Genomic DNA, 24,402 nt, shown 5'->3' with positions numbered 1-24,402 from the left:
GCTCGGTGCTGCAGTGCGGTCGGTGCTGTGGTGCGGTCGGTCCGGCCGGAGCCGGTCAGTGGAGCAGCAGGACGGACGGGACCGCCTCCGGGAAGCCCAGCCTGAGCAGGGCGTATCCGATGCCGGAGAGGCCGGTGAGGAGTCCGGGTGAAGGGACGTGGTCGGGGGTGCCGCAGCGGTGGCCGTGGCGTTCGAGGCGGCCGAGGACCTGACCGGCGCGGTGGGTGAGGGCGGTGGCGGCCCGGGGGTGGCCCTGCCCGGCGAGGACGCTGAGCAGTTCCAGTGAGCCGAGGGTGCCGTTGCCCAGGCTGAGGTCGCCGAACTCGGCCGACTCGGTGGACTCCCCCGCCTCGGCGGGGTCGCTCAGCAGGGCCGCGCACCAGGTGAGTTCGGCTTCCGGGACCGGCTGACCGGCCCGGGCGAAGGCATCGGCGGCGGCGAGCGCGGTGCCCGCCAGCCCGGAGTGCCAACCGAGGTCGGCGGGGTGGCGCAGGGCCGCGTCCAGGGCGGGGCGCAGCAGGGCGGCGCCGGTACGGGCGTACTCCTCGGCCCGGACCGCCGCGGTGCCCGCCGGTCCCCGCTCGGTCTCGGCGGCGGCGTAGCGCAGCAGGGCCCAGCCGATGCCCGCGTCGCCCCGGGCGAACCCGGCGGCGGCGGGGTCGGGCCCGGTGGAGCCGGCGAGGCGCGGTGCGGCCCGGGCGACCAGCCGGTCGGCGAAGGCGGCGGCGAGGACGGCGGCGCCGGGCATCCCGGTGAGGCGGTGCACGGCGACGGTGGCGGCCAGTGCTCCGGCGAGGCCGTCGGCCAGGTCGGCCGGGCCGTCGGGGTCGGCCTCGACGGCGAGGGCGAGGGCGGTGAGCGCGTCCGGCAGACAGGCCCGCAGCGGGTCCGCGTCGGCGCCGCGGTCGGTGTCGCGGTCGGTGTCGCCGTCGAGCAGGGCGGAGAGCCGGGCCACGGTGTAGACGATGCCGCTGAGTCCGTGCAGCGCGCCCGGACCCACGGCGGCGCTGAGCGCGGGGTCGGCCGCGAGCGTGGCCAGCAGCTCCGGCAGCGGGGCGGCGGCCTGTCGGGCGAGCGTGGTGTAGCGTCCGGCGCCGGTCAGGGCGCCGAGCTGGGCCAGGAAGAGGGCCACTCCGCAGTAGCCCTGGGCCAGGCCGCCGCCCATCGGCAGCACGGCCCAGTGCTCACCGGCGACCTGCTCCAGGCCGAGCCAGTTGACCCGGCCGTCGCCGTGGACGGCGCGGGCCGCGATCTCGTCGGCGATCCCGCAGGCGGCGGTCAGCAGCCGGGAGGGGTCGGGCACGACGGCCGGGGCGAGGTGCCCGGCCAGCGCCGAACGGGGGCCGCCGCCGCTGAGGTTGGCGCCGGTCACCGCGAGCGTCGCGGCGATGATCCACTCCTGGTCGTGCCGGTCCACCTCGCCCATGCCGGCGATCTTGTCGAGGGCCGCCCGCAGACTGGGCGCGGGCAGCACCCCCTCGATGGAGGTGCCCCGCGAGGTGCGCACCGAGGTGTGCGCGGGGTGGTGGAAGAAGAGCGGTACGTCCCCCTCCCACAGGTCGGCGGTCTCGTCCTCGATCAGCCGCTGGCGGGCCGGGTCGTTCTCGGATTCCGCCCACAGCACCGCGAAGAGCGCGTCCCGGGTCAGCGCGTCGCGCAGCACGTCGGGATGGGTGGACTCCTCCAGCAGGGTCGTGTAGAGCCGGGTGGCGCGGGCGATCAGCCGTCCCGGGCTGGTGGCCCAGCGGCCCAGCAGGCCGTCCTCGCCGAGGAGTTCGGCGCGGTCCGCGGCGATCGCGTCGTATCCGGCCCGGAAGCCTTCGAGGAGCGCCGCCCGGTGGTCGCCGTGTCCGGCGGCCGGGTCCCGCGGGGCGGGCCGGTTCTGCCCGGCCGGGGTCTCGACGCGGCCGCGCCGCACCCGCATCTCGTCCGTTCCGGCGGCCTCCCAGCTCATGCCGTCGCTGGGGTAGGAGCCGCCGTGGCCACCGCCGAGGGCGGAGATGTCCATGGCGCCGTTCTCGCCGATGAGCAGGCTCGGCAGCAGGCAGGTGCGGTGGACCGAGGCGGACAGGGCGGCCGCCGCCGGGTCGGATCCGCAGGTCACCGCGGCGGGCAGGCCCGAGTGCAGCAGGGTCTCGGCGTCCACCAGGACCGGCTGGTCGCCGCAGGCGATGACGTTCTCGTAGTGCATGTCCACGCCGTCCACCGCGTACAGCAGGGCCAGCAGCGCGCCCTGGCGGCGGTAGAAGCGGTCGAGCTCGGTGGGCGAGGTGCACCAGCCGTGCTCGATGAACTCCAGCCAGCCGTACCCGGGCCGGTGCACCGAGCGCGGGGTCCGCAGGCCGAGGCCGGGCACCTTGGCGTTGGTCCAGGCGACGGCCCGGTCGAGCAGGGCGTGCTGGTCGAGCGGGCGGGGCTTGAGCACGACGGTGGCGCCGTCGGCGAAGCGCAGCAGGGCGACGGAGCGGTTGCCCTGGTGGACGTCGCCGCGGCCGAGGTCGATGCGTACCAGCGGTCCGGGGTCGGCGCCGCCGAGCAGGCCCCGCACGATCGCGGCCCGGTCGGCGGCGTAGCGGCGGACGAGTTCCGCGGTGGCGTCGCTGGCCTGGGCGCAGGACCGGGCCAGCATCCGGGCGAGCACCGGGTAGCCGGTGAAGAGCGCGGCCAGGCCCTCCCGGGTGCCGAGCCGGGCCAGGAAGTCGGCGAAGCGTTCGCGCGGGGTCTCCCCCGCCAGCCGCCCCGCGCTCCGCGCCGCGTGCAGCTCCTTGACCAGGGTGCGGGCGCACTGCCGGAGCAGCCGGTCGCCCAGCCAGCCCTCGAAGGCGGTGCGGACCGCGGCCAGTTCCGCCGCGGGCAGGTCGATCCGCTCGGCCGTGTCCGCCCAGGCCACCTCGGTCAGGGGGCGCAGCGCGGGGAGGAACACCGCGGCGCCGTCGGCCGCTTCGGGGCCGCGGGCCCCCGGCGCGGGGTCGGTCGTGGCGTCCGCGTCCGTGCGGTCGGCGGGGGCCCGCGCCACGATCCGCTCGGCGTACCCGGCCCACGCGGGCTTCTCGGCGCGGGCGGCGAGCCGCCACGGCAGCTCCGCCGCGAGGGCGTTGCCGGTGTCCTCGGTCTCGCCCAGACTCGCCAGCCGCGCCGCGAAGCCGTCGGGGTCCCCCAGGGCCCAGGAAGCGGGCCGGGCGTGGGGGGCGTCGGTGCGCGCGGGTGCGGGGGCACCCGGTGCGGCGAGCCGCTCCCGCAGGTTCAGGGCCTGTGCCCACCAGGAGTGGGTCAGGCCGCCGACCTCGGGTCCTGCGGCGGTGGCGGTGTCAGTCACAGGAGAAAACTCGCAGAGCCGCGCGCCGCGCACATGGGGGCACGTCCCCCATATTCCGAACGGCGGCCCCCACCGCCCCCCACCCATGCGGCGCGCACGCCCCGCGCCCCCGGCCCGCGCCCTCCCGGGGGACCCGGCGCGCACCCCGGTCCGACCTCGGCCGCACCGTCCCCGCCGCCCTCCGGCAGGACCGGGACGGCGGCCTTCACACGATCCGCCGCTCGTGGCGCCCCGCCTTCACAAATGTGGGGGCAGGGGCCCGATGCCGCCCCCGACGGCGGGCCCCAGTCTGGGAACCAGCACCCCTTCCGCCGGTCCGACACCCGGCAGGCGGATGACTTTCGGAGGACCCGGTGGGAGAACCCGTCCCTGTCAACGTCGTCGCACTCGATCCGGTGCTCGAAGCCGGCACCAAGAGCGCCCTGCTCGCCTGTCCGGAGGTGGCCCTGAGCACTCCGGGCGGCGAACCCCGCGTCGTGGTCATGACCGTGGACCGGGTCGGCCGCACGGAACTCGACGTACTGCGCTCCATCCGGGAGACCCCGTCCCGACCGGACGTGGTGCTGGTGGCGGGCGAGTTGGAGCCCACCGACGCCCTGCACGCGATCGCCGCCGGGGCCCGGGGGCTGCTGCGGCGCCGCGAGGCGGACCCGGTGCGCCTGGCCCGGGCCGTACGGGCCGCGTCCCGCGGTGACTGCACCCTGCCGCCGGACCTGCTGGAGCTGCTGCTGGAGCACTCCGGAGCCCGGGGGGCGGCGGCCGACGAGGTGGCCGGGCCCTGGGACGCGGCCGGGCTCAGCGACCGGGAGCGGTCGGTGCTGCGGATGGTGGCGGACGGCCACGAGACGAGCGAGATAGCCAAGCGGCTGTGCTATTCGCCGCGGACGGTGACCACCGTCGTGCACGACATCACCCAGCGCTTCCGGCTGCGCAACCGCGCCCATGCCGTGGCCTACGCGCTCCGGGCGGGCATGCTGTGAGCCCCGTCGCCGCACCGACGCGCACGTCGGCCCGCGAAGGGGGCCTCGAAGCGGTCCGGTTGAGCCGGATGCTGGCCCAGGTCACCACCGGCCTGGCCCCCGCCCCCGAACCGGCCCCGGACACGGTCGAGATGCCGTACCCGGATCTGCTGCGCCTGCTCGGCGGACATCCCGCGCCGCCCGCCGCCAGGCCCGTGACCGCCGCCGACGCGCCGCACCTGACCGCGCGCCAGACCTCGGTGCTGGCGCTGATGGCGGAGGGCCACGGCAACGCGGTGATCGCCCGCACGCTGTCCTGCTCGGAGCACACCGTCAAGAACGTCATCTACGAGCTGATGTCCCGGCTGCACGCCCGCAACCGCTCGCACGCGGTGGCCTGCGCGGTGCAGTACAGCCTCATCTGACGCGCGCCGGATCCGTGGGGCGGGGGCCCCGCGACCGCGGCGCGCGTCCGGCGCGGCTACCTGGAGGAGCGCGAGTTGCCGAAGAGGATCCGGTAGGCGATCAGCAGCACCAGCGAGCCCGCGATCGCCGCCCCCCAAGTGGCCAGGTCGAAGAACTGGTTCTGGATGGGCCGGTCGAGGAACTTGGCGGAGAGCCACCCGCCGATGAAGGCGCCGGCGACCCCGATCAAGGTCGTCCCGATCAGGCCCCCCGGGTCGCGCCCGGGCAGCAGGACCTTGGCGATGCCTCCGGCCAGCAGCCCCAGAATGATCCAGCTGACGAACCCCATACCCACTCACTCCTCTACCCTGCCTGCCCGCACCCACCCTCGGTGTGCGCGCTCACCAGGAAGGACGCCGCGGGGGCCGAAATGGTTCTCCGGCGCGGATCCGGTCGGTCCGCATGGGGAGGTCACCAGGGCTGCGCGGACCCGAACCTTGAGCGGGCTATGCCGTCAAGTGGCCGGAAAGGCACAGTCGTCGGGCAGGCCGGGCACGGTGCGGCGCATCCGCCCCGGTCCCTCCCCGTCCCGCGCCCTCCGTCACGCAGCGAGGCCTCCATGACACTGCCCGATCCGTCCGGTCCGGCGATCATCACCCACGTGCTGGTGGGGTACAGCCCGGTGATGCTCGGCAAACTGGACGTCCTGCTCCCCGAGAACTCCGTCCTGGTCGTGGAGGAGCCCGCCGTCATCGCCGCGCGCCGCATCGACGGCCTGGCCGACGCGCACCGCTGCGTGGCGGCGGTGCTCGCCGCGCCCAGCCAGGACGAGGAGCACCCGCAGCGGGTCGTCGCCGCGGTGCCCCGGCCCCCGGGCGTGCGCGCGGTCGTTCCGGTCGTGGAGTACGGCGTGGTGGCCGCCGCCGCCCTCGCCGAGGCGTGGGGGCTGCCCGGCGCGGGCCCGAAGGCCGCGCGGATCCTGCGGGACAAGGCCCTGCTGCGGGCCGCGGTGGACGGTACGGACCTGGACCAGCCCGCCTGGCAGCGGGCCCGCGGCCCCGAGGACCTGAGCGCCTTCCGCGCCCGCTTCGGCGGGGCGTGCGTGCTCAAGCCCGCGGGCCGCCAGGCCAGTCTCGGCGTACGGCTGTTGGGACCGGACGACGACGGCGCCGCGGCCTGGGCGCACACCACGACCGCCGACGAGCCGTCCCTGCACGCCGGTTACCCGGATTCCGCCCGCTACCTGGTGGAACAGCGCCTGTACGGGCCCGAGGTCAGCGTCGAGGCGGTGGTGCACGAGGGCATCGTCGGCTTCACCAACATCACCGCCAAGATGGTCCAGGACTCGCGCCACCCCGTCGAGACCGGGCACACCGTGCCCGCCGCGCTGCCGGCGGCGCAGGCCGACGCGCTGCGCGGCGCGGTGGCGGTGCTGGTGTCGGCGACGGGCTTCCGCTCGGGGGTGCTCCACGCGGAGTGGATCCTCGACGACGGCCGCCCGCACCTGGTGGAGTGCGCGGCCCGGCTGCCCGGCGGCGGGATCACCGCCCTGATCGACCTGGCCTACGGGACGGACATCCTGTCCGCGCTGCTCGGGGTCCTGGACGGCAGCGCTCCGGCGCCGCAGCGCCCGCCCGTCCTGGGCGCGGCCGTACGGTTCCTGATCGCGCCCGTCGGCCCGGTGGCGGCGGTGGAGGGCGCCGAGGCCGCCCGGCGCGCCTTCGGGGTGGAGGAGGTGCACGTCGGGGTGGCGCCCGGCGACGTCGTCCTCGCCGTCACCAGCTCGTGGGAGCGGGCCGGCTACGTCATCGCCACCGGTACGGACGCGGCGGCGGCGGCCCGCAACGCCGAGGAGGCCGCCGCGCTGGTCTCGGTGCGCACGGCGGGGCCCGCGGGAGGTGCGCGGTGACGCGGATCTCGCTCGCGGACTACGTGCCCGCCACGGCGGCCGGCCGGACCTTCGCCCTGACCTCGCTGATCAACGCGATCGGCACCGGCCTGTTCCTCGCGGGCTCCACGATCTTCTTCATCCGCTCGGTGGGCCTGTCCCCCGCCCAGATCGGCGCCGGCTTGGCCGTCTCCGGCTTCGTGGGCTTCCTGGCCACCGTCCCGATCGGCGCGCTCAGCGACCGGATCGGGGCCCGGCGGACGCTGATCGCGCTCCAGGTGTGGCGGGCCGTGTGGTTCGTGGCCCTGGCGTACGTGCACGGCTTCGTCGGGTTCCTGGTGGTGTCCTCCTGCCTCGCCGCCGCGGAGGGGGCGACGCAGCCGATGACGCAGGCGGTGGCGTCCGACACGACCGAGGAGTCCGACCGTACGCGGACCATGGCGATCGTCCGGACCGTGCGCAACATCGGCTTCTCGGTGGGCGCGCTGCTGGCCGCGCCGCTGCTCGCCGCCGACAGCATGTGGGCGTACCGGGGCATCGTGCTCGGCAACGCGGCGGCGTTCGTCGCCTCGGCGGTCATGCTGGGCCGGTTGAAGCTGGTGCGCTCCAGTGCGGCGCAGCGCAAGGTGGGGCCGCTGACGGCGATCCGGGGCTTCCGCGACTGGCGCTACCTCTCACTGGCCGGGCTGGGCGGCGTGCTCAACCTGCACACGACGCTGCTGTCGGTGGGGCTGCCGCTGTGGGCGATGACGGCCACGGGAGTGCCGGCCGGCTTCGTGCCGGTGCTGATCCTGGTCAACACGGCGTTGTCGATCACGCTCCAGGTGCCGGTGTCGCGCGGTGCGGAGCGGCCCGGCGGGGCGGCCCGCGCCCTGCGGCTGAGCGGTTTCGCGCTCGCCGCGTGCTGCGCGGCGCTGGCGGCGGTGCACGGGCTCGCGCCGCTCCTGGCCGGGGCGCTGCTGCTGGCCGCGTGCGTCGCGCTGACCTTCGGGGAGATGTGGCAGGCGGTCGGCAGCTGGGACCTGAGCTACGCGTTCGCGCCGGAGGACCGTCGCGGGACCTACCTGTCGGTCTTCAGCCTCGGCAACTCGGGGCAGCGGATCGTGGGTCCGGCGCTGGTGACGGGCGTGGTGATCGCGACGGGAGCGGCCGGATGGGCCGCGCTGGGCCTCGTCTTCTGCCTGGCCTCGGTCCTCGTACCGCCGGTGACCCGGGCGCTGGAGCGCCAGCAGGAACAGCAGGAACAGCAGGAACAGCAACGCGAGCAGGCGGAACGGGCGGAGCAGGGACAGAAGCGGGCAGCGAGCGAAGGGGCAGTGGCGTGAAGGATCTGCTGGTGGTCGGCGTCGGCACGATGGGGCGTCCGTACGTGGAGGCGGCGAGGCGGCTCGGGCACCGGGTCCGCGCGGTGGAGAACGCGGCGCTCATGGGCGGCCGCGCGGCCGAGGAGGGCGTCTCCTACTACCCGGTGACGGGATCCCTGGACGAGTCCTGGTTCGCCGGGGTGACGGCGGCCCTCGCGGAGCGCGCCCCGGACGGGGTGCTCGCCTTCGCGGAGGCCAACGTGACCGCGGGCGCGCTGGCGCAGGAGCGGCTCGGGCTGCCGGGCCCGTCCCTGCACGCCGCGGTGATCTCCCGCAACAAGGCCCTGCAACGCACCGGCTTCGGGGCGTACGGGGTGGCGCAGCCCGACTTCCTGCTGGCTCCGGACCTGCACGCGGCCCGGGAGTGGATGCTGGAGCGGCTGCCGGTGGTGGTCAAGCCGCTGTCCCTGGGCGGCAGCGAGGGCGTCGAGCTGGTCACGGGCGTCGCCGAGGCCGAGGAGATCGTCGTACGGCGCGGCGGCGAGGGGAAGATCCTGGTCGAGGCCGCGGTGGCGGGGCCGGAGTACAGCTGGGAGGCGCTCGTCCACGAGGGCGAGGTGCTCTTCGCCAACGTGACGGAGAAGGAGACCACCGCCCCGCCGTACTTCGTGGAGCTCTCGCACCGCTGCGGGTACGAGTTCACCGATCCGGCGCTGGCGGCGCGGGTGGACGCCCTGACCGCGGGGGTGTTGCGGGGGCTCGGGATGCGGACGGGGCTGGTGCACCTGGAGTTCCGGGTGGGGCTGGACGGTCCGGTCCTGATGGAGGTGGCGGTCCGCACCCCCGGGGACTTCCTGGCCGAGGCGGTGAGCCTGACGTACGGCTTCGACCTGCACGAGGCGGTGGTGCGGCTCGCGCTCGGCGAGCCGCTCGGCGATCTGGTGCGCACCCGCCCGGTGGCGTACGCGGCGACGTACTTCCCCACCTGTGCGCCCGGCACGATCACGCGGGTCGACGGCCTCGCGGAGATCGCCGCGCACCCGGCGGTGGTCCGGGTCGGGCTGCGCAAGGGAGCGGGCGACCGGGTCGGCCCCCTCACCTCCTCCTCGCAGCGCCTGGGCCACATCCTGGTGAAGGCGGACTCCCCCGCCGCCCGCGAGGACGCCCTGAAGTTCCTGTCGGAACGGCTGCGGATCACCGTACGACCCGACTGAGACGGGCGTGCCGGGCCGGGCCGGGCCGCCGCACGGAAGGGGTGCGGCGGCCCGGTCCCGCGTCGGTCAGGCGCGCGCGGTCAGGGTGACGGGCAGGTCGAACAGGTCGTTCTGGGTGACGATCGGCTTGTTGCGCAGCTCCTCGCGGGCCACCGCCAGGGTCAGTTCGGGGAAGCGCGCGTACAGGGCCGGGAGGGCCACCGCGGCTTCCAGCCGGGAGAGCGCGGCGCCGGGGCAGACGTGCGGGCCGTGGCCGAAGGAGATGTGCCGGTTCGGGGTGCGGGTGATGTCGAACGAGCCCGCGCTCTCGCCGTGCTGGGCCTCGTCGCGGCCGATGGCGCCGAAGGAGACGACCAGGCCCTCGCCCTTCGCCAGGATCGCGTCGCCCACCTCGACGTCCTCGGCGGCGAAGCGGATCAGGACGTGCGAGGTGGGGGTCGACCAGCGCAGGGTCTCCTCGATGACGTCCTCCCAGGACGCCTCGCCCTTCAGCACGAGGGCGCGCTGTTCGGGGTGGGTCTCCAGGGCGACGACCGCGTTGACGATCAGGCTGATGGTGGTCTCGTGGCCGGCCGCGACCATCAGCTGGAGGGTGTTGGTGATCTCCTCGGTGGTGAGGCGGTCACCGTCCTCGGAGGCGGCGATCAGCGCGCTGGTCAGGTCGTCACCGGGGTTCTCCCGCTTGGACTCCACGATCCGGCCGAACAGCGCGCCGAGGTCCGCCATCATCTGCGGGACCTCCTCGGGCAGGGTCTGCGTCGAGAAGAACTTCTCGAACAGCTCCTTCATCCGGGGGTGGTCGGCGGCGTCCACGCCCATCAGCGCGCTGATCACGTTCATCGGCAGCGGGTAGGCGAAGCGCGCCTTGAGGTCCACGGTCTCCCCCGCGGGCACCTCGGCGAGCCGGTCCAGCATGTCCGTGGTCAGCGCTTCGATGCCGGCGCGCAGCGTCTCCACCCGGCGCACGGTCAGCGCCTGCGCGACCAGGGTGCGCAGCCGGCGGTGCTCGTCGCCGTCGACGGTCAGCATGGAGCGGCCGGGGTTGACGAGCCCGATCAGCGGCCAGTCCAGGGGTATCTCACCGCGCTGCCAGGCGCCCCAGACGTTGATGTCCTTGACGATGCGGGGGTCGGTGAGCAGCTTGCGGGCCTCGGCGTGGTGGGTGACCGCGTAGCAGGCCACCCCGCCGGGCAGGACGACGCGGACCAGCGGTCCGGCGGCGCGCAGCGCGGCGCTCTCGGCGTCGAGGTCGGCCACGAAGGGGTCCAGGGCGATGGCGGTGGAGCCGGTGTGGTCGATCGGGCACGTCATCTGGTGGCTCCAAGGGCGGGGGTCGGGGTGTAGGTCACGGGCAGTTCGGACAGGCCGCGCAGCCAGGGCGAGGGACGGCGCGCGAGCGCGGAGGCGGGGACCGCCAGGTCGACGTCGGGGAGCCGGTCGAGGAGGACCTCGATGCCGGTCCGCGCGATGACCTCGGCGACCTCCTGCGCGGGGAACGGGCAGCGGTGTTCGCCGTGCCCGAAGGAGAAGAAGGCGTTGTTGCCGCCGGTCAGCGCCCCGGCGTCGGTGCGCACGTGCGGGTCGGAGTTGGCGGCGGCCAGCCCCAGCAGGACGAGGTCGCCGGCGGCGATCCGGCGACCGCCGAGGTGGGTGTCGCGGGAGGTCCAGCGGCCCGCCACGTTCTGGGTGGGGGTGTCCTCCCACAGGACCTCGTTCATGGCCTCGCCGACGCTGTGCCGACCGCCCGAGAGGGAGGCCGCGAAGCGGTCGTCGGTGAGCATGAGGCGCAGCGAGTTGCCGATCCAGTCGGCGGTGGGCTGGTGCCCGGCGGCCATCATGACCATGAGGTCCTGGGCGACCTCGTCCAGGGTGAAGCCGGACCGGTTGGCGAGCATCCGCGAGGCGACGTCCGGGCCGGGCTCGGCCGACTTGGCGGCGAGCAGCGCGTACATGGAGGCGCCGAGGTGCTGCTGTCCCGCCAGCGCGCCCGCACGGCCGTTGATCATGTCGTTCATGGCGGTGACGAGGCCCGGCCCCTCCTCGTCCGCGAAGCCGTAGATGCGGGCGAGGACGCGCAGCGGCAGCAGCATGGCGTACTCGCCGACGATGTCGCACTCGCCCTTGCCGCAGAGCCCGTCGATCAGCTCGTCCGCGAACCGCTCGGCGTGCCCCTTGAGTTCGAAGGGATCGATGGCCTCCAGCGCGTCGGAGATCACCGCCGCCCGCTCGCGGTGGCGCTCGCCGACGGTGTAGAGGATCGACGGTTGCTTGCGGCCGATCATCGGCAGGAGCGGCCAGTCGGCGGGGATCCGGTCCCACTGGTTCCACAGGTCGGAGTCGCGGGAGAAGAGCACCGGGTCGCTGGTGACCTGGTGCAGTTCGCGGTAGCCGAGGACCAGCCAGGCCGGTACGTCGCCGTCGAGGACGACCGGGGCGACGGCGCCGTGGTCGCGGCGCATCTCCCGGTACAGCTCGGCGGGGTCGGTCTGGAACCGGGGGCCGCCCAGCGGGACGGGGCGGTGCTCGGGGGTGGTCACGGGGTGGGCTCCGGGGTCGTCGGCCGGTCGGCCGTCTGGGCGTGCTGGGTGTGCCGTTCGTGGCGGACGTGTTGGACGTGCCGGACGAGGGAGATGAGGACCTGCTTGCTGGACTCGCGCGAGCGGGCGTCGCAGAAGACCAGCGGGACGTGCGGCGGCAGGTCCAGGGCGCTCCGGATCTGTTCCGGGGTGTGCACGGGACCGCCGAAGTCGTTGCAGGCCACCACGAAGGGCGTGCCGTGGTGTTCGAGCCTGTCGATGGCGTACCAGGAGTCGGCGAGCCGCCGGGTGTCGACGAGGACGACCGCCCCGAGGGTGCCGGAGAACAGCCGGTCCCACAGGAACCAGAAGCGCTCCTGGCCGGGGGCTCCGAAGAGGTAGAGCACGTTGTGGGCGTCGAGGGTGATCCGGCCGAAGTCGAAGGCGACGGTGGTGGCGGTCTTGGTGGCGACGCCGCCGGTGTCGTCGACCGCCTCGCCCGCCTTCGTCATCGTCTCCTCGGTGTTCAGCGGACGGATCTCGCTGACCGAACGGACCATGGTGGTCTTGCCGACGCCGAAGCCGCCCACCACGACGATCTTGAGACCGTTGTCCGCGGTGCTGCTGAGGGCCTGCCGGGCCGGGCGGGGTTCGCGCTGGTCAGCGGGCTGATCAGAGATTGCGGAGTCCAACGAGCACCTGCTCCAGGATGTCGGGGTCGGGAAGGAGGTACGCCGAACGCGGGTGGCGGGCACTGATCTTGCCGGTGCCGAGCAGGTCGGCGAGCAGGATCCGCACGATGGAGACCGGCAGGCCCAGCTCCGCGGCGATCTCGACGACCGCCGTCGGGTACTGGCACATCCGCAGGATGGCCGCGTGTTCCGACTGCATGCCGACGATCGGATCGCATTCGGCGACGACCAGGGTCACGAGGTCGAAGGCGTCCGAGCCGGAGCGGCTGCGGCCGCCCGTGAGGGTGTAGAGCCGGTCCGGGGAATCGTCCCGGCCCGGCCTGCTCCGGCTCATCCCCGGGGCCTGGCGATCAGGTGTTCACCGAGCTGTTCGACCAGTTCCGACATGTTGTGTCCGACGAGGCCCGCGTCCGCGTCCTCCGCCGCGACCAGCGCCAGGTGGGCGCCTTCGCCCGCCTCGACGATGAAGAGGATCCCGCCGTAGAACTCGGCCATCGCGGAGCGGACGCCGCCGCTGCCGTCGCCGAACTCGATGGACGCCCCGTGCGAGAGGCTCTGGATCCCGGCCGCGATCGCCGCGAGCTGGTCGGCCTGGTCGACGGAGAGCTCCGGGGTGCGGCAGAGCTTGAGGCCGTCCCGGGAGAGCACGAGGGCGTGGCGGGCGCCGGGGGTGCGTTCCAGGAGGCTCTCCAGGAGCCAGCCGAGCGTCTCGTCGGTGGTGGTGCCGGTCATCGCGTGTTGCCTTCCGGGTGCGGGGGGTGCGGGGAGTTCGAGGGCCCTGCGGGCGGCGCGGCCGCGGCGCCGCGCACGGCCTGGCGGAAGCTGCCGAAGCGGGCGGCGGAGCGGGAGGCGTCCGCGGGGGCGGGCTGGCGCCCGGCCGACGGGTCGCCGGCCCCCTCGGGGTGGGCGGCGGCCAGCGTCCGGCCACGGCGCCGCTGCGGCAGTCCGCTCTCGCCGAGCGCGGGGTGCCCGCCGGTGTCCTCGGCGTCCGTTCCGCCGACCGCGCTCGCGTCGGTACGGGTCGCGGGGCGCGCGGGGTCGCCGGCGTCCGCGGCGCCGGTGCGCGCGGCGCCGTGGTCCGCCGCGGGTTCGGCCGTCGCGGCGGCCGGGTCGGCGGTACGGGGGTCCGGGCGTCCGGCGCCGGAGGCGGCGTCGTCCGTGCCCACGGGGACGGGGACACCGCCCTCGGCGGCGGGGTTCACCGAGGGACCCCGGCTGATCAGGTCCTGGGGGAGCATCATCAGCGCGCCGGTGCCACCGCGCGCCGACGGGCGGAAGGACACGGTCAGTCCGTGCTTGCGGGCGAGGCGGCCGACCACGGCCAGGCCGAGGCGGGTGCCGGAGAGCCCGGCCAGGTCCAGCGATTCGGCGGCCACGGCCTGTTGGGCGCGGCGCAGCTGCACCTCGCTCATCACCAGGCCGCTGTCCTCGACGGTGATGATGATCCCGGCCGGGACCTCCTCCACGTACACGTGGACCTCGGCGGTCGGCGGCGAGAAGTTCGCCGCGTTGTCGAGCAGTTCGGCGAGCGCGTGCATGACGCCCTCGGCGGCGTGCCCGGCGATGGCCGCGTCGCTGGTGAAGTGCAGCCGCACCCGCTGGTAGCTGCCGATCCGGCCCATCGCGCCGCGCAGGATCGACTCCATGACGATCGGCTTGGCCCAGCGGCGGCCCGAACGGGCGCCGGTGAGCACCGCGATGGAGTCGGCGAGGCGGCCCGCCTGGGCGGTGCGGTGGTCGAGGTGCAGCAGGTCTCCGAGGACGTCCTCGTCGGCGTGCCGGTGCTCCATCTCCCGCAGGTCGGCGAGCATGCCGGTGGCCAGGGCCTGCATCCGGCCCGCCGCGTTGGCGGCGGCGGCCATGGCGGCCGCCCGGCCGGATTCGGCGCGGCGCAGCTCGTCGCCGAGGTGTTGGCGCGCGCTGAGGTGGGAGGCCGTCAGCCGGTCCGCCTCGGCGGCTCCGGCGCGGCCGAGCCGGTCCAGCTCGGCGGCGTGGTCGCCGACCAGTTGTCGGCGCTCGGCGGTGCGGGCGGCCGCGTCACGGGCCGCCGCGGCGGTGAGCCGGGATATCTCGGCGTCCCGGGCGGACACGTCGGCGGCGAGGGCGGCGGTGCGCCGACGCAGCAGTTGGGCCGTGCGCGTCGTCCAGGTGAGCCCGAAGGCGGCGATCCCGAGCAGCAGGACGCCGGTCACGGAGAACCAGGCGAGCGGGGTCTGGACGGTCGACGGGGCCGCGGCCACCGCCGCCGTGCAGAGCGCTCCGCCGACCGCTGCGGTGAGCAGCAGGGCGAGCGCGGAGGGGCGAAAGGGGGAGGGCGACGCCGTCATCAATCAAAGCCTCAAACCGGGCAGAAATGGAAGAGAGGGTTCCTGTGGCAACGAGAGGCAACTATAGGAGAGTTGCTGATCGATTGAGAAAGTCCTTGATGAAGATTGGATCGCTGGACGGTCACTTGGTGGCCATTTGAGGCGTTTCGTCGTCTCATTTTCACGTGCCAACACCCGCCACGAAGGCCCTCGCGCGACCGCCGGAGCAAGATCATGTGACCTGGCATCAGGGCCGCGGACGCTCCCGACGCTCCCCCGACGCTCCCCCAGACGGCCTCCCGACGGACTCACGGCGGACTCACGGCGGGGCAATGGCCCACTTCCAAGGCATCAGAATGGCCCTTCTGGACGGGACATGGGCCTCCTAGGATCGGACGGGTGACCAACAAAGTTGATTTCTACTTCGATCCCATCTGCCCCTTCGCCTGGATCACCTCCCGCTGGATCCTGGAGGTGGAGAAGCAGCGCGACCTGGACCTCAATTTCCGTGTCATGAGCCTGTCCGTGCTCAACGAGGGCAAGGAAGACCTGCCCGAGCGCTACCGCAGGCTGCTGGAGACCGGCTGGGGCCCCGTGCGGGTCTGCATCGCCGCCGCCCAGGAGCACGGCGAACACGTACTGCGCGACCTGTACACCGCCCTCGGCACCCGGCTGCACAACCAGGACCGGTCGGCCACGGACGAGCTGATCCGCGAGGCCCTGGCCGAGGTCGGCCTGCCGGTGGAGCTGGCCGAGGCCGCCGAGCGCTCCGAATACGACGACGCCCTGCGCAAGAGCCACCACGAGGGCATGGACCCGGTCGGCGAGGAGGTCGGCACGCCGACGATCCACATCGACGGCACCGCCTTCTTCGGACCCGTCCTGACCTCGATCCCGCGCGGCGAGGACGCCGTACGGGTCTTCGACGGCGTGCGGCTGCTCGCCGGATACTCCGACTTCTTCGAACTCAAGCGCACCCGGACCGGCGGCCTCGACTTCAGCTGAGGCCGCACCACCGCCGGGGCGCGCCTCCGGTCGGGGCGGACCTCGCGGTGCGCACCTCCGACCGGGGAAGCCCCTCGTTCAGTGCGGGCCGGATCGCGGCCGGTCGCCCTTGCGGCGGCCGGCCGCCGCCGTGAGCGCGACACAGGCCGTGAAGACCAGGCCCGCGCCCCGCAGGCCCAGCCACAGGGTGAGCGCCCCGACGCCCACCACGGGCAGGGAGATCCCGCAGTAGGCGACGACGAACAGCGTGGAGATCGTGGCGCCCCGCTGCTCCGCGGGAGCCGCGGCCGATACGGTCGCCACCGCCGCGCGGAAGGCCATGCCCTGGCCGACCCCGGCGAGGGCGCCGCCCACCACGAGCAGCGGCAGCGATTCCACCGCCAGCGAGGCGGCGACCAGCGCCAGCCCGGCCACCAGCAGCAGCCGCCCGCGCGGCAGCGCGCGCTCCGCCTCCAGCCGACCCGCGGCCCACTGGCCCGCGGTGGAGGCCAGGAAGACCGAGAAGACGATGGCCCCCGCCACCGCGTGGTTGGTGACGTCGAGGGTCTGCGCGACGAAGGTGGGCGCCACCGCCGTGAACAGCCCCAGCAGCGCGAAGCCGGCGAAGGCGGCCGGAGCGCAGAGCGCGAACGCCGACCGCGCCCCGGGCGGTACGCGCAGCCCCTGGGGATGCGGCCGGGCGCGCCGGTCGGGCCGCTCCACGGTCTCGGGCAGCAGCAGCACGACCACCGCCGCGGGCACGAGCAGCGCCAGGTGCACCAGGAAGGGCAGGGCGAGCGGGTGCGGGGCGTACTCGGCGAGCAGCCCGGCCACCAGCGGTCCGCAGCCGAGGCCGCCCATGTTGGCGGCGGTCGCGGCGAAGGCGGCCCGGGCCCGCCCCTCGGGCGGGGCCAGCTCGATGACGGTGGCGGTCGCGGTGCCGCTGAGCAGCCCTGCGGCGAAGCCGGACAGCAGCCGCCCGGCGAAGAGCAGCGGCAGCCCGTGCTCGGCCAGGAAGCAGACGGCGCTCGCCGCCGACAGCGCGAGCGCGGCCAGCAGCACCGGCCGCCGCCCGGCCCGGTCGGAGTAGTCCCCGGCGAGCAGCAGCACGGCCAGCACGCCGACCGCGTAGACGGCGAAGACGACGGTCACCACGAAGGTGGAGAAGCCGATCTCCTCGCGGTAGATCCCGTAGAGCGGGGTCGGCAGCGTGGTGCCCATCATGCCGACGGCGAAGACGGCCGCGGCGGCCAAGTACCCGGGTCTGCGGCGCGGTGCGGCGTTGATCACCTGCGCATCGTACGAGCGGGCCCGCGCCCCGCCCGGGAGCCCGGCCCGGCTCCGCGCGCCCTCCGCGCACTGCGCGCGCACCCGCTGCGCAGATCGTCAAGGATCGCTGCACGCAGTGCACAGCCGTGGAGGCCGCCCCTGCCTAGGCTCGGGGAGCGGAGTGCGTGAGCGGGTGGTGTTGGCATCGGGGGACGCAACACCACCCCTCGCGCTCCCGCGACACGAGGTATGACGGAATCCTGACGGCGGGCCGCCGACCCTGGTGCCGGGCGGGCGACGGTGGTCGAATCGCCGGGTGAGCACAGAACAGCACGGACGGGACCCCGAGCGCCCGAACCCCGAGCGCCCCGATCCGGACGGCCGGGGCTCCCCGGTCGGCCGCCGCGTGGTCCTGGGGATGGTCGGCCTCGGCGCCGTGGGCCTGGCCGCCGCCCCCGTCCTCCAGCGCGGCTTCGAATCGGTCCTGGGGGCCACCGCCGACAAGGACCCCACCGGGATCACCTCCCTGCTGCCCAACGGCGGCGGCTTCCGCTACTACTCGGTGGCCTCCTCCGTCCCCCGGCGCGGCCCCGGGGACTACCGGCTCACCGTGGACGGCATGGTCGAGCGCCCGGCCACGTACACCCTGGACGACCTCGGTCGGCTCCCGCAGACCCGGGTCGTGCGCGACGTGCAGTGCGTGACGGGCTGGCGGGTCCCGAACACCCCCTTCGAAGGGGTGCCGCTGTACCGGCTGCTGGACGCGGCCGGTGTCAGCCCGCAGGCCCGGGCCATCCGGTTCACCTGCTTCGACGGCGCGTACACCGAGAGCCTGACCCTGCCGCAGGCCCGGCGCGACGACGTGCTGGTGGCCCTGCGCATGCAGGACCAGCCCCTCGGCCACACCCACGGCGGTCCGGTCCGGCTCTACGCCGCCCCCATGTACTTCTACAAGTCGGCGAAGTGGCTCTCCGGCATCACGGTGACCCGGGACGTGGAACCGGGCTACTGGGAACGCCTCGGCTACGACGTCGACGCCTGGGTCGGAAAATCGAACGGACGCGACGATGCCCCTACCGTCTGAGGCCGCCGCGGCGACCGCCGCTCCGCGGGTGCGCCGGTTCGGCCGCTCCCAGCGCCTGGTGCACCGGGCCACCGGCGTCCTGATGGGCCTGTGCGTGGCCTCGGCCGCCTGCCTGTACCTCTCCCCGCTCGCCGAGCTGGTCGGCCGCCGCCACCTCGTCGTCACCGTGCACGAGTGGTCCGGGCTGCTGCTCCCGGCGCCCTTCCTGCTGGGGCTGGCGTCGCGAACCTTCCGCGGCGATCTGCGGCGGCTCAACCGCTTCGGCCCGCACGACGGGGCGTGGCTGCGGGCGGCGCTGCGCCGGGACCGGTGGAGCCCGCGCCCGGCCGGGAAGTTCAACGCCGGGCAGAAGGTGTACGCAAGCTGGCTGGCCGGGGCGGTCCTGGTGATGCTGGGGACCGGGCTGCTCATGTGGGTGACGGGCTTCGCACCCCTGCGCTGGCGGACGGCGGCCACTTTCGTCCACGACTGGCTGGCGCTGGCCCTGGGCGTGGTGCTCGCCGCGCACGTGGGCAAGGCGCTGGCCGATCCGGAGTCCCGGCGCGGCATGCGGACCGGCTCGGTGGACCGGGACTGGGCCCGGCGGGAACACCCGCTGTGGCGGATCCCGGACGACCGGGAGGACTGAGCGGGCGGACCGCTCAGCCGCCGTCGCGGACGGCCACGATGCCGTTGAAGACGCCGACGTACGCCGTGCCGTCGGGGCCGATGGTGATCGGCGCCCAGTTGTTGTCGTACAGCGGTCCGGTGCCGGTCAATCGCCTCCAGCGGCGCTGTCCGGTGCGGAAGTCGACGGCGCTGAGGTACCAGGCGTCGATCCCCCAGGCGTTGGGCTGCTTCTCGTAGAAGTAGAGCAGCCCGTTGGCCGTGGAGAGCTTGGGCACGGTCGAGGGCGAGCGGATCCCGCTCTCCCACACGGTGTCGCAGCCGCTGCCGTCCGGCCGGACGTCGACCCGGCTGACGCCGCCGACGACGCTCCTGCCGCGCACCAGGGTGGTGAGGTTCTCGTAGCCGTAGTTGTTCTCGACGACGAGGCTGTTGCCCCAGCTGATCAGGGAGTTGTCGGTCGTGGACGCGCCGGAGCCGAAGACCGGGACCTTGCAGACGAGCCGCCGGTCGGCCGGGACGTCGACGCCCCGCCGGTAGACGAGGACGTTCATCCGGTCGTCGGCGTTGTCGGTGATGGCGACGTAGCCGTCGCCGAAGAGGTCCGGGGTGGTGCCCGAACCCTGGTTCACGGAGCCGGGTTTGGTGCCGCTGCCGCGGTCGTAGGTCTGGCGCCACTGCACCTGCGGGGTGCCGTCGGCCGTGGCGCGGAAGCTGTAGAGCGCGTGGTCGGAGACGATCGACACGCCGTCCTCGGCGACGGAGAAGGAGTTCTGGATCTCCTCGCCCTCCAGCCGGACGGAGCGCAGCGCCCCGGTCGCCGGGTCGAGGGTGCCGACACGACCCTGCCGGGTGACCCACCAGATGCGGCCCTGCCAGTCGGGCATCACCGAGGTGAGCGGATCGCAGGCGCCACGGGGTCGCAGGTGGGTCCAGCTCACGCAGTCGTGCGGGACCTGACCGGTGAGGTCCCAGTCGTCGACGACGGTGAACTTCCAGCTGCCGTCGGGGTTCTGGCCGTGCGCGAGGCGCAGGACGTGCTGGCGGGCGTCGGCCAGCACCGCCCGGTCCTGGTCGTCCAGGTAGAAGTACGCGCCGCCCGAGGTGTCCTTGAATATCTTGGAGAAGTCGAGCGAGGTGATCGCCTCGACCGTCGAGGAGCGCTGCGGGAGTCGGTACTCCGCGAGCGTGGCGAGGGAGCGGGGGTCGAGCAGTTTGACCTCGAAGCCGGAGAAGGTGCCGCAGACCGTGACCAGGCGGCCGGCCGCGTCGAAGGTGGCCGTGGCGCACTCGCCGCCGAGCGCGGCGATCTTCTCGCTGGTGACCTCGGGGTTCCTGCCGAGCGGACCGGACCAGGGGTAGGTGGCGCTGCCCGCCGCGTCGGCGTGCATCCCGCTGCGCCCGTTGGGCGCGAGGAAGGGGTGCTGGGGCGGGGCCTGGCCGGGCACCGGTTCGGCCGTCGCGGGACTGCCGTCGTAGTGGCTGACCAGCCGGTGGCCGGGCGCCTGGGGTATCGCGTCGGCCCGCGTCGGGGAGATCCCGTACATCGCCACGACGACGGCGACGGCCGGAATCACCGCGCAGTTCAGCGCCCTTCGCACCATCGGCGCCTCCTCCTCCGTACTGCGTCCCTCTTCCGTCCCGTTGACGGCGTGCCCGACATCGCGCGGGCCAGACGGTAGATCGGGCGACCGGAGGAGTCCATGCACGGGCGGGATGATTCGCCCGCGCGCGACGCCGGTCAGGGCCTGAGGTCGCCGACCACCTGCGCCGTGGCCGCGAGGCCGTTGTGGATGGTCGCGGCCATGCTGCTGCTCGCCAGGTAGAAGCCGAGCAGCACGCAGACCAGCGCGTGCGAGAACTTGAGGCCGCCACTGCGTACGAAGATCGACGCGAGGACGACGAGCAGGACGACCACGGAAAGCGAAATCACCATCGGGCACCTCCTTGTGCGCGGCGCCATGGTGGCGCAGCGGGCGGTGCCTTCGGGTGAAACGCGCGTCCGCCATACGGGTGTTGACCGTGTGTGACAACGGTGGATCAGCGATCGGCGTGCATACGGGCCGCGTTCGAGGGCCGTCGAGCGGCGCCGGCACCCGGGGTCTTGCCGCGGGGGCGGAGCGCGTGCCATATATGTCTAGACCTTTGCGGCGCCGATGGCGGCCCCCACCCGCCCCGGCCCCACCCGGACGGCGCCGCACCGACACCCCGTGAGGACGCCCCCTTGCGCCGCCCCGCCTCCCCCACCGCAGCCACCTCCCCCACCGGAACGGCCGCCCGCTGCCTGGCCGTCGCCGCCCTCGCCGCCCTCACCGCCTGCGGCTCCCCCGACACGCGGCCCCCCGCGCCGCCCTCCGAGCTCACCGCCCAGGCGGGGAGCGCCACTTCCGTGCACGTGATGTGGCGATCCGCCGACGCGCGCGACGGCGTGACGCGGTATCAGGTGCTCCAGGGCTCGGCCGTGGTCCGGGAGGTCCCGGCCGAGAAGACGATGGTGGACCTCACCGGCCTGACTCCGCAGACGGCGTACTCCTTCACCGTGCGGGCCCAGGACGCCGCCGGGAACCTCTCCGCCCCCAGCGCCGCGGCCACCGTCACCACGGGGGCCGCCAAGGCCGAGGACCACCGGCCGCCGACGGCACCGACGCGCGCGTCCGGCCGCCCGGACGGCGCCCGCGCCGCCGCCCTTTCCTGGTCCCCCGCCACCGACGACACGGGCGTGACGGCCTACGACGTCTACCAGGGCGGGGTGCGCATCCACACCGCCGGCGCCGCGGAGACCGGCACCCGGCTGACGGGCCTGCAGCCGGACACCGTCTACACCTTCACCGTGCGCGCCCGCGACGGCGCCGACAACTCCTCGCCCGACAGCCCGCCGGTGGACGTCACCACCGCCACCGCCACGGGAAAGGGCCCGAGCACGGCGCCCGCCGACTTCACCGCGACCGCTGCGCCCGGTTCCGTCGCGCTGTCCTGGAACCCGCCCGACACCGGGCAGCCCACCGCCGAGTACCAGCTGTACGTCAACGAACGGCCCACGACCATCATCCAGTTCGGTGCGGGCGCGGTGCCCGCGGGGCGGGCCGAGTATCAGCTCAGCGTCGCCGAACCGGCCGGTACGGTCTGGTCGCTGAAGCTGCGCGCACGGCTGCCCGACGGCAACTGGGGGTCCTTCTCGGCGGAGCGCCGGGTCCCGCTCGCCTGAGCCCCCGCGCCCGCGCGGACCCCCGCGGCCGCGCGTGATCTTCCGCGATCTTCACCGAACGGCACTGCCACGAACGCGGATCGCGCACAATACTTCCGTGTTCGGTGAGTACTCGATCAACAGCGGTCAGTCCGGTCCGCCGGGCGGCGACCCTCGGCCAGACTCTGCCTCCGTGCCGGGGAACCTGCCGCCGGAGACGGCGGCGTTAGTCGGTCGGGAGCGCGAACTCGACCTCATCGAAGCGCTGTTGCGCGAGCGCAGATTGACCACGCTGACCGGTGTCGGAGGCGTCGGCAAGTCCCGGCTGGCCCTGCGCGCCCTGCACGCCCTGCCCCCGGGACACCGCGACGGAATCTGGTGGGTGGAGCTGTCGCCCCTGCGCGATCCGGAGCTGCTCACCTCCACCGTCGCCCACGCCCTGGGGCTCTCCGACCACTCCGCACGCTCCCCCGACGAGGAGCTCTGCGCCTGGATGGCGGACAAGGAGCTGCTCCTGGTCCTCGACACCGCCGAACACCTGGTGGCCGCCTGCCGCCACCTGGTGGGCGAACTCCTCCAGTCCGCCCCGGGCCTCACCGTCCTGGTCACCTCCCGCGAACCGCTGGGCTCCCCCGGCGAGATGCTGGTCGAGGTCCGCCCGCTGCCCGCCGAGGGACCCGACAGCGACGCGCTCGCCCTCTTCCGCCAACGTGCCCTGGCCGCCGCGCCGGAGACCGCGGCCGCCTTCGCCGATCCCCGGCGCGCCGCCGTCGCCGCCGAGGTCTGCCGGCGCCTGGACGGGATCCCGCTCGCCCTCGAACTCGCCGGCGCCCGGATGCGGTTGTGGAGCCTGGAGGAGATGGCCCAGCGCCTGGACGCGCGCTTCGAGGTGCTGTCCGACCCGCTGAGCGGACTCCAGCCGCGGCACCGCACGATGCGGACGGCGATCGGCTGGAGCCACGAGCTGTGCGCGCCGGTGGAGCGGCTGCTGTGGGCACGGCTGTCGGTCTTCGCCGGGGACTTCGACCTGACGGCCGCCCGGGCGGTGTGCTCGGGCGGGCCGCTGCCACCGGCCCGGGTGGAGCGGGTGCTGGCCGCCCTGGTCGCGAAGTCGGTGGTGCGGCGCACCGAGGAGCGGGGCAGCGGGACCCGCTACCGGATGCTGGACACGATCCGCGAGTACGGGCACGACTGGCTGATCGAGCTCGACGAGGTGCGCACGCTCGCCGATCGGCACGCCCATTGGTACGCGGCCCTCGCCCGGGCCGCCGACGCGGGCTGGCTCGGCCCGGGCCAGGTCGACTGGTACCGCAGGATGACCGCCGAACACGCACAGCTGCGCACCGCCCTGGAGCACCTGCTGGGCAGCGACCCCGCGACGGCCCTGGAGATGGCCGGGGCGCTGTGGTTCTTCTGGTTCTCCTGCGGGCACACGCACGAGGGCCGCGGCTTCCTGGAGCGGGCGCTGCGGGGGGCCCCGAGGGCCGGGACGGCGCACTTCCAGGCGCTCTGGGCGCTCGGTCTCACCGCGATGCTCCAGGGGGAGATGCCCACCGCCCAGGCGCTGGGCGCGCGGTGCGTCGAGGCGGCCGTCCTCCTGGCGGACCCCGAACCGGAGCTACGGGCCGCGTACCTGCTGTCGGTGTCCCTGCTGATGCCCGGGGACCCGCGGCGGGCGCTGGAGCTGGCCGGTCCGCGGGCCCGGGCCGGGCACGGCGGGCGCACCAGCGGGCCGGGCTGGCTGCTGTGCCGCCTGTCGGCCTCGTACGCGCTGTGCGACCTGGGCAGGTTCGAGGAGGCGGCCGAGGAGGCCCGGGGGCTGGGCGAGGCCTGCGCGGAGCTGGGCGACCGCTGGCTGCGCGCCTACGCCGACTACGTCCTGGCGGTGGCGGCGCTCGGGCTCGGCCACCACGGGGAGGCGGCCCGGCACGTGCGGGCGATGCTCTCGGGCAAACGGCTGCTGGGCGACCGGCTGGGGATCGCGCTGGGCCTGGACGTGCTGGCGGCCGCGGTGGCGGGGCTGGGCGACGGGGAACTGGCGGCCCGGCTGCTGGGCACCGGCCAGGCGTGGTGGCGGACGGTCGGCCACCCCCAGATGGGCGGCTCGCCCTCGCTGCTGGCCCTGCGGGACGAGGGCGAGCGGCGCGCGCGGGCGGCGATCGGGGACGAGGCCTACGAGGACGCCTTCCGCGGCGGCGCGGCGGCGCCCACCGGCTGAGCGCCGATGCCCCCCGGGCGGGCATCGGCGACCCGGCGGCGGGCGCGGGCGGCTCGCACGGGCGTCAGTACGGCAGGGGCCGGCCGGACGGGGTGCGCAGGTCGAGGTCGCGGGGGGCAGGCTTCGGGACGGGCTTGCGGATCAGCTGCTGGCGCATGCTGCCTCCTCGCTCAGACCAGGGCCGGTCGGCGGGGAGCCACCGTACGGCCGTCGGGGAGCAGTTCACCGGTGTCGTCGAAGACCACGGCGCCGTTGCACAGCAGGCTCCAGCCCTGTTCGGGGTGGAAGGCGACCGTGCGGGCGGCGTCGTGATCGGCGCTGTCAGCGGTCGGGCAGGGGGGCTGGTGGGAGCACATGGCGCACCTCATCGCAGGGTGGGGCGGGAGGGCCGATGGTCAACCGGTCGATTCCGCGATCCACGGTGGCGAGGAGTATTACCGATCACCGCCCCCGGACG

Annotated in this window: 22 protein-coding genes; 10 read left to right on the top strand and 12 right to left on the bottom strand. The window is 74.6% G+C overall.

The window, feature by feature from the left end; translation table 11 throughout:
* Positions 1-55: 55 nt before the first annotated feature.
* Complete coding sequence (locus ACFWAR_RS15220; protein ID WP_385777062.1) at positions 56-3,316, bottom strand: type 2 lanthipeptide synthetase LanM family protein; 3,261 nt, start codon at positions 3,314-3,316, stop codon at positions 56-58.
* Positions 3,317-3,669: 353 nt separating this feature from the next.
* On the opposite strand from ACFWAR_RS15220, the gene ACFWAR_RS15215 reads away from it, so the two are divergent.
* Together ACFWAR_RS15215 and ACFWAR_RS15210 are read left to right on the top strand one after the other, a co-directional pair.
* Positions 3,670-4,296 (top strand): LuxR C-terminal-related transcriptional regulator, encoded by a 627-nt coding sequence (locus tag ACFWAR_RS15215; RefSeq protein ID WP_385777060.1) that lies wholly within the window; start codon positions 3,670-3,672, stop codon positions 4,294-4,296.
* Positions 4,293-4,700 (top strand): response regulator transcription factor, encoded by a 408-nt coding sequence (locus tag ACFWAR_RS15210; RefSeq protein ID WP_385777058.1) that lies wholly within the window; start codon positions 4,293-4,295, stop codon positions 4,698-4,700. The genes ACFWAR_RS15215 and ACFWAR_RS15210 overlap by 4 nt, the downstream gene beginning before the upstream one ends.
* Positions 4,701-4,756: 56 nt before the next feature.
* Here the strand turns inward: ACFWAR_RS15210 and ACFWAR_RS15205 are convergent, their stop codons facing one another.
* Entirely contained in the window at positions 4,757-5,029 is a 273-nt protein-coding gene (locus tag ACFWAR_RS15205; protein ID WP_385777056.1) for a GlsB/YeaQ/YmgE family stress response membrane protein, read from the bottom strand.
* 270 nt (positions 5,030-5,299) lie between these two features.
* Here ACFWAR_RS15205 and ACFWAR_RS15200 point away from each other — a divergent pair, with 270 nt between their 5' ends.
* The 3 genes from ACFWAR_RS15200 to ACFWAR_RS15190 are packed head-to-tail and all read left to right on the top strand — an operon-like array spanning position 5,300 to position 9,086.
* Complete coding sequence (locus ACFWAR_RS15200; RefSeq protein WP_385777054.1) at positions 5,300-6,589, top strand: ATP-grasp domain-containing protein; 1,290 nt, start codon at positions 5,300-5,302, stop codon at positions 6,587-6,589.
* The gene (locus ACFWAR_RS15195; RefSeq protein WP_385777052.1) at positions 6,586-7,893 is read left to right on the top strand and encodes an MFS transporter; all 1,308 of its coding nucleotides are present in this window, start codon (positions 6,586-6,588) and stop codon (positions 7,891-7,893) included. Before ACFWAR_RS15200 ends, ACFWAR_RS15195 begins: the two co-directional genes overlap by 4 nt.
* A complete protein-coding gene (locus ACFWAR_RS15190) occupies positions 7,890-9,086 on the top strand; it encodes an ATP-grasp domain-containing protein (protein ID WP_385777050.1) in 1,197 nt (398 codons plus the stop codon). Before ACFWAR_RS15195 ends, ACFWAR_RS15190 begins: the two co-directional genes overlap by 4 nt.
* A 66-nt stretch (positions 9,087-9,152) precedes the next feature.
* On the opposite strand, the gene ACFWAR_RS15185 is transcribed toward ACFWAR_RS15190, so the two are convergent.
* The 6 genes from ACFWAR_RS15185 to ACFWAR_RS15160 are packed head-to-tail and all read right to left on the bottom strand — an operon-like array spanning position 9,153 to position 14,621.
* Positions 9,153-10,397, bottom strand: a complete 1,245-nt coding sequence (locus tag ACFWAR_RS15185; protein ID WP_385777047.1) for a cytochrome P450 — start codon at positions 10,395-10,397, stop codon at positions 9,153-9,155.
* A complete protein-coding gene (locus ACFWAR_RS15180) occupies positions 10,394-11,623 on the bottom strand; it encodes a cytochrome P450 (protein WP_385777045.1) in 1,230 nt (409 codons plus the stop codon). The genes ACFWAR_RS15185 and ACFWAR_RS15180 overlap by 4 nt, the downstream gene beginning before the upstream one ends.
* Positions 11,620-12,294, bottom strand: coding sequence for an ATP/GTP-binding protein (locus ACFWAR_RS15175; RefSeq protein WP_385777043.1), 675 nt, complete (start codon positions 12,292-12,294; stop codon positions 11,620-11,622). The genes ACFWAR_RS15180 and ACFWAR_RS15175 overlap by 4 nt, the downstream gene beginning before the upstream one ends.
* Positions 12,275-12,628 (bottom strand): DUF742 domain-containing protein, encoded by a 354-nt coding sequence (locus ACFWAR_RS15170; RefSeq protein WP_354381921.1) that lies wholly within the window; start codon positions 12,626-12,628, stop codon positions 12,275-12,277. The genes ACFWAR_RS15175 and ACFWAR_RS15170 overlap by 20 nt, the downstream gene beginning before the upstream one ends.
* Positions 12,625-13,026 (bottom strand): roadblock/LC7 domain-containing protein, encoded by a 402-nt coding sequence (locus tag ACFWAR_RS15165; RefSeq protein ID WP_354381922.1) that lies wholly within the window; start codon positions 13,024-13,026, stop codon positions 12,625-12,627. Before ACFWAR_RS15165 ends, ACFWAR_RS15170 begins: the two co-directional genes overlap by 4 nt.
* Positions 13,023-14,621 (bottom strand): ATP-binding protein, encoded by a 1,599-nt coding sequence (locus ACFWAR_RS15160; RefSeq protein ID WP_385777040.1) that lies wholly within the window; start codon positions 14,619-14,621, stop codon positions 13,023-13,025. Before ACFWAR_RS15160 ends, ACFWAR_RS15165 begins: the two co-directional genes overlap by 4 nt.
* Positions 14,622-14,999: 378 nt before the next feature.
* On the opposite strand from ACFWAR_RS15160, the gene ACFWAR_RS15155 reads away from it, so the two are divergent.
* On the top strand, positions 15,000-15,605 hold the full coding sequence (locus ACFWAR_RS15155; protein ID WP_385777038.1) for a disulfide bond formation protein DsbA: 606 nt from the start codon (positions 15,000-15,002) through the stop codon (positions 15,603-15,605).
* Between the two features lie 78 nt (positions 15,606-15,683).
* Here the strand turns inward: ACFWAR_RS15155 and ACFWAR_RS15150 are convergent, their stop codons facing one another.
* Positions 15,684-16,808: an MFS transporter gene (locus tag ACFWAR_RS15150; protein WP_385777131.1), complete on the bottom strand. Its 1,125-nt coding sequence runs from the start codon at positions 16,806-16,808 to the stop codon at positions 15,684-15,686.
* A 463-nt stretch (positions 16,809-17,271) separates the two neighbouring features.
* Between ACFWAR_RS15150 and ACFWAR_RS15145 the strand changes: the two genes are divergently transcribed.
* Positions 17,272-17,937, top strand: a complete 666-nt coding sequence (locus ACFWAR_RS15145; RefSeq protein WP_385777129.1) for a molybdopterin-dependent oxidoreductase — start codon at positions 17,272-17,274, stop codon at positions 17,935-17,937.
* Complete coding sequence (locus ACFWAR_RS15140) at positions 17,921-18,565, top strand: cytochrome b/b6 domain-containing protein (RefSeq protein ID WP_385777036.1); 645 nt, start codon at positions 17,921-17,923, stop codon at positions 18,563-18,565. Before ACFWAR_RS15145 ends, ACFWAR_RS15140 begins: the two co-directional genes overlap by 17 nt.
* A gap of 13 nt (positions 18,566-18,578) precedes the next feature.
* Here the strand turns inward: ACFWAR_RS15140 and ACFWAR_RS15135 are convergent, their stop codons facing one another.
* Together ACFWAR_RS15135 and ACFWAR_RS15130 are read right to left on the bottom strand one after the other, a co-directional pair.
* Positions 18,579-20,147, bottom strand: coding sequence for a hypothetical protein (locus ACFWAR_RS15135; RefSeq protein ID WP_385777034.1), 1,569 nt, complete (start codon positions 20,145-20,147; stop codon positions 18,579-18,581).
* 137 nt (positions 20,148-20,284) lie between these two features.
* Positions 20,285-20,479: a hypothetical protein gene (locus ACFWAR_RS15130; RefSeq protein ID WP_385777032.1), complete on the bottom strand. Its 195-nt coding sequence runs from the start codon at positions 20,477-20,479 to the stop codon at positions 20,285-20,287.
* A gap of 288 nt (positions 20,480-20,767) precedes the next feature.
* Here ACFWAR_RS15130 and ACFWAR_RS15125 point away from each other — a divergent pair, with 288 nt between their 5' ends.
* The gene (locus tag ACFWAR_RS15125; RefSeq protein ID WP_385777030.1) at positions 20,768-21,748 is read left to right on the top strand and encodes a fibronectin type III domain-containing protein; all 981 of its coding nucleotides are present in this window, start codon (positions 20,768-20,770) and stop codon (positions 21,746-21,748) included.
* A gap of 172 nt (positions 21,749-21,920) precedes the next feature.
* Entirely contained in the window at positions 21,921-23,945 is a 2,025-nt protein-coding gene (locus ACFWAR_RS15120) for an ATP-binding protein (RefSeq protein ID WP_385777028.1), read from the top strand.
* A gap of 170 nt (positions 23,946-24,115) precedes the next feature.
* On the opposite strand, the gene ACFWAR_RS15115 is transcribed toward ACFWAR_RS15120, so the two are convergent.
* On the bottom strand, positions 24,116-24,301 hold the full coding sequence (locus tag ACFWAR_RS15115) for a DUF5999 family protein (protein ID WP_330329229.1): 186 nt from the start codon (positions 24,299-24,301) through the stop codon (positions 24,116-24,118).
* Positions 24,302-24,402: the final 101 nt, after the last annotated feature.

It is taken from the genome of Streptomyces sp. NPDC059917 (assembly GCF_042730635.1).
In the GTDB taxonomy this organism is placed as follows: Bacteria; Actinomycetota; Actinomycetes; order Streptomycetales; family Streptomycetaceae; genus Streptomyces.
This window is presented reverse-complemented; position numbering and strand designations above follow the sequence as displayed.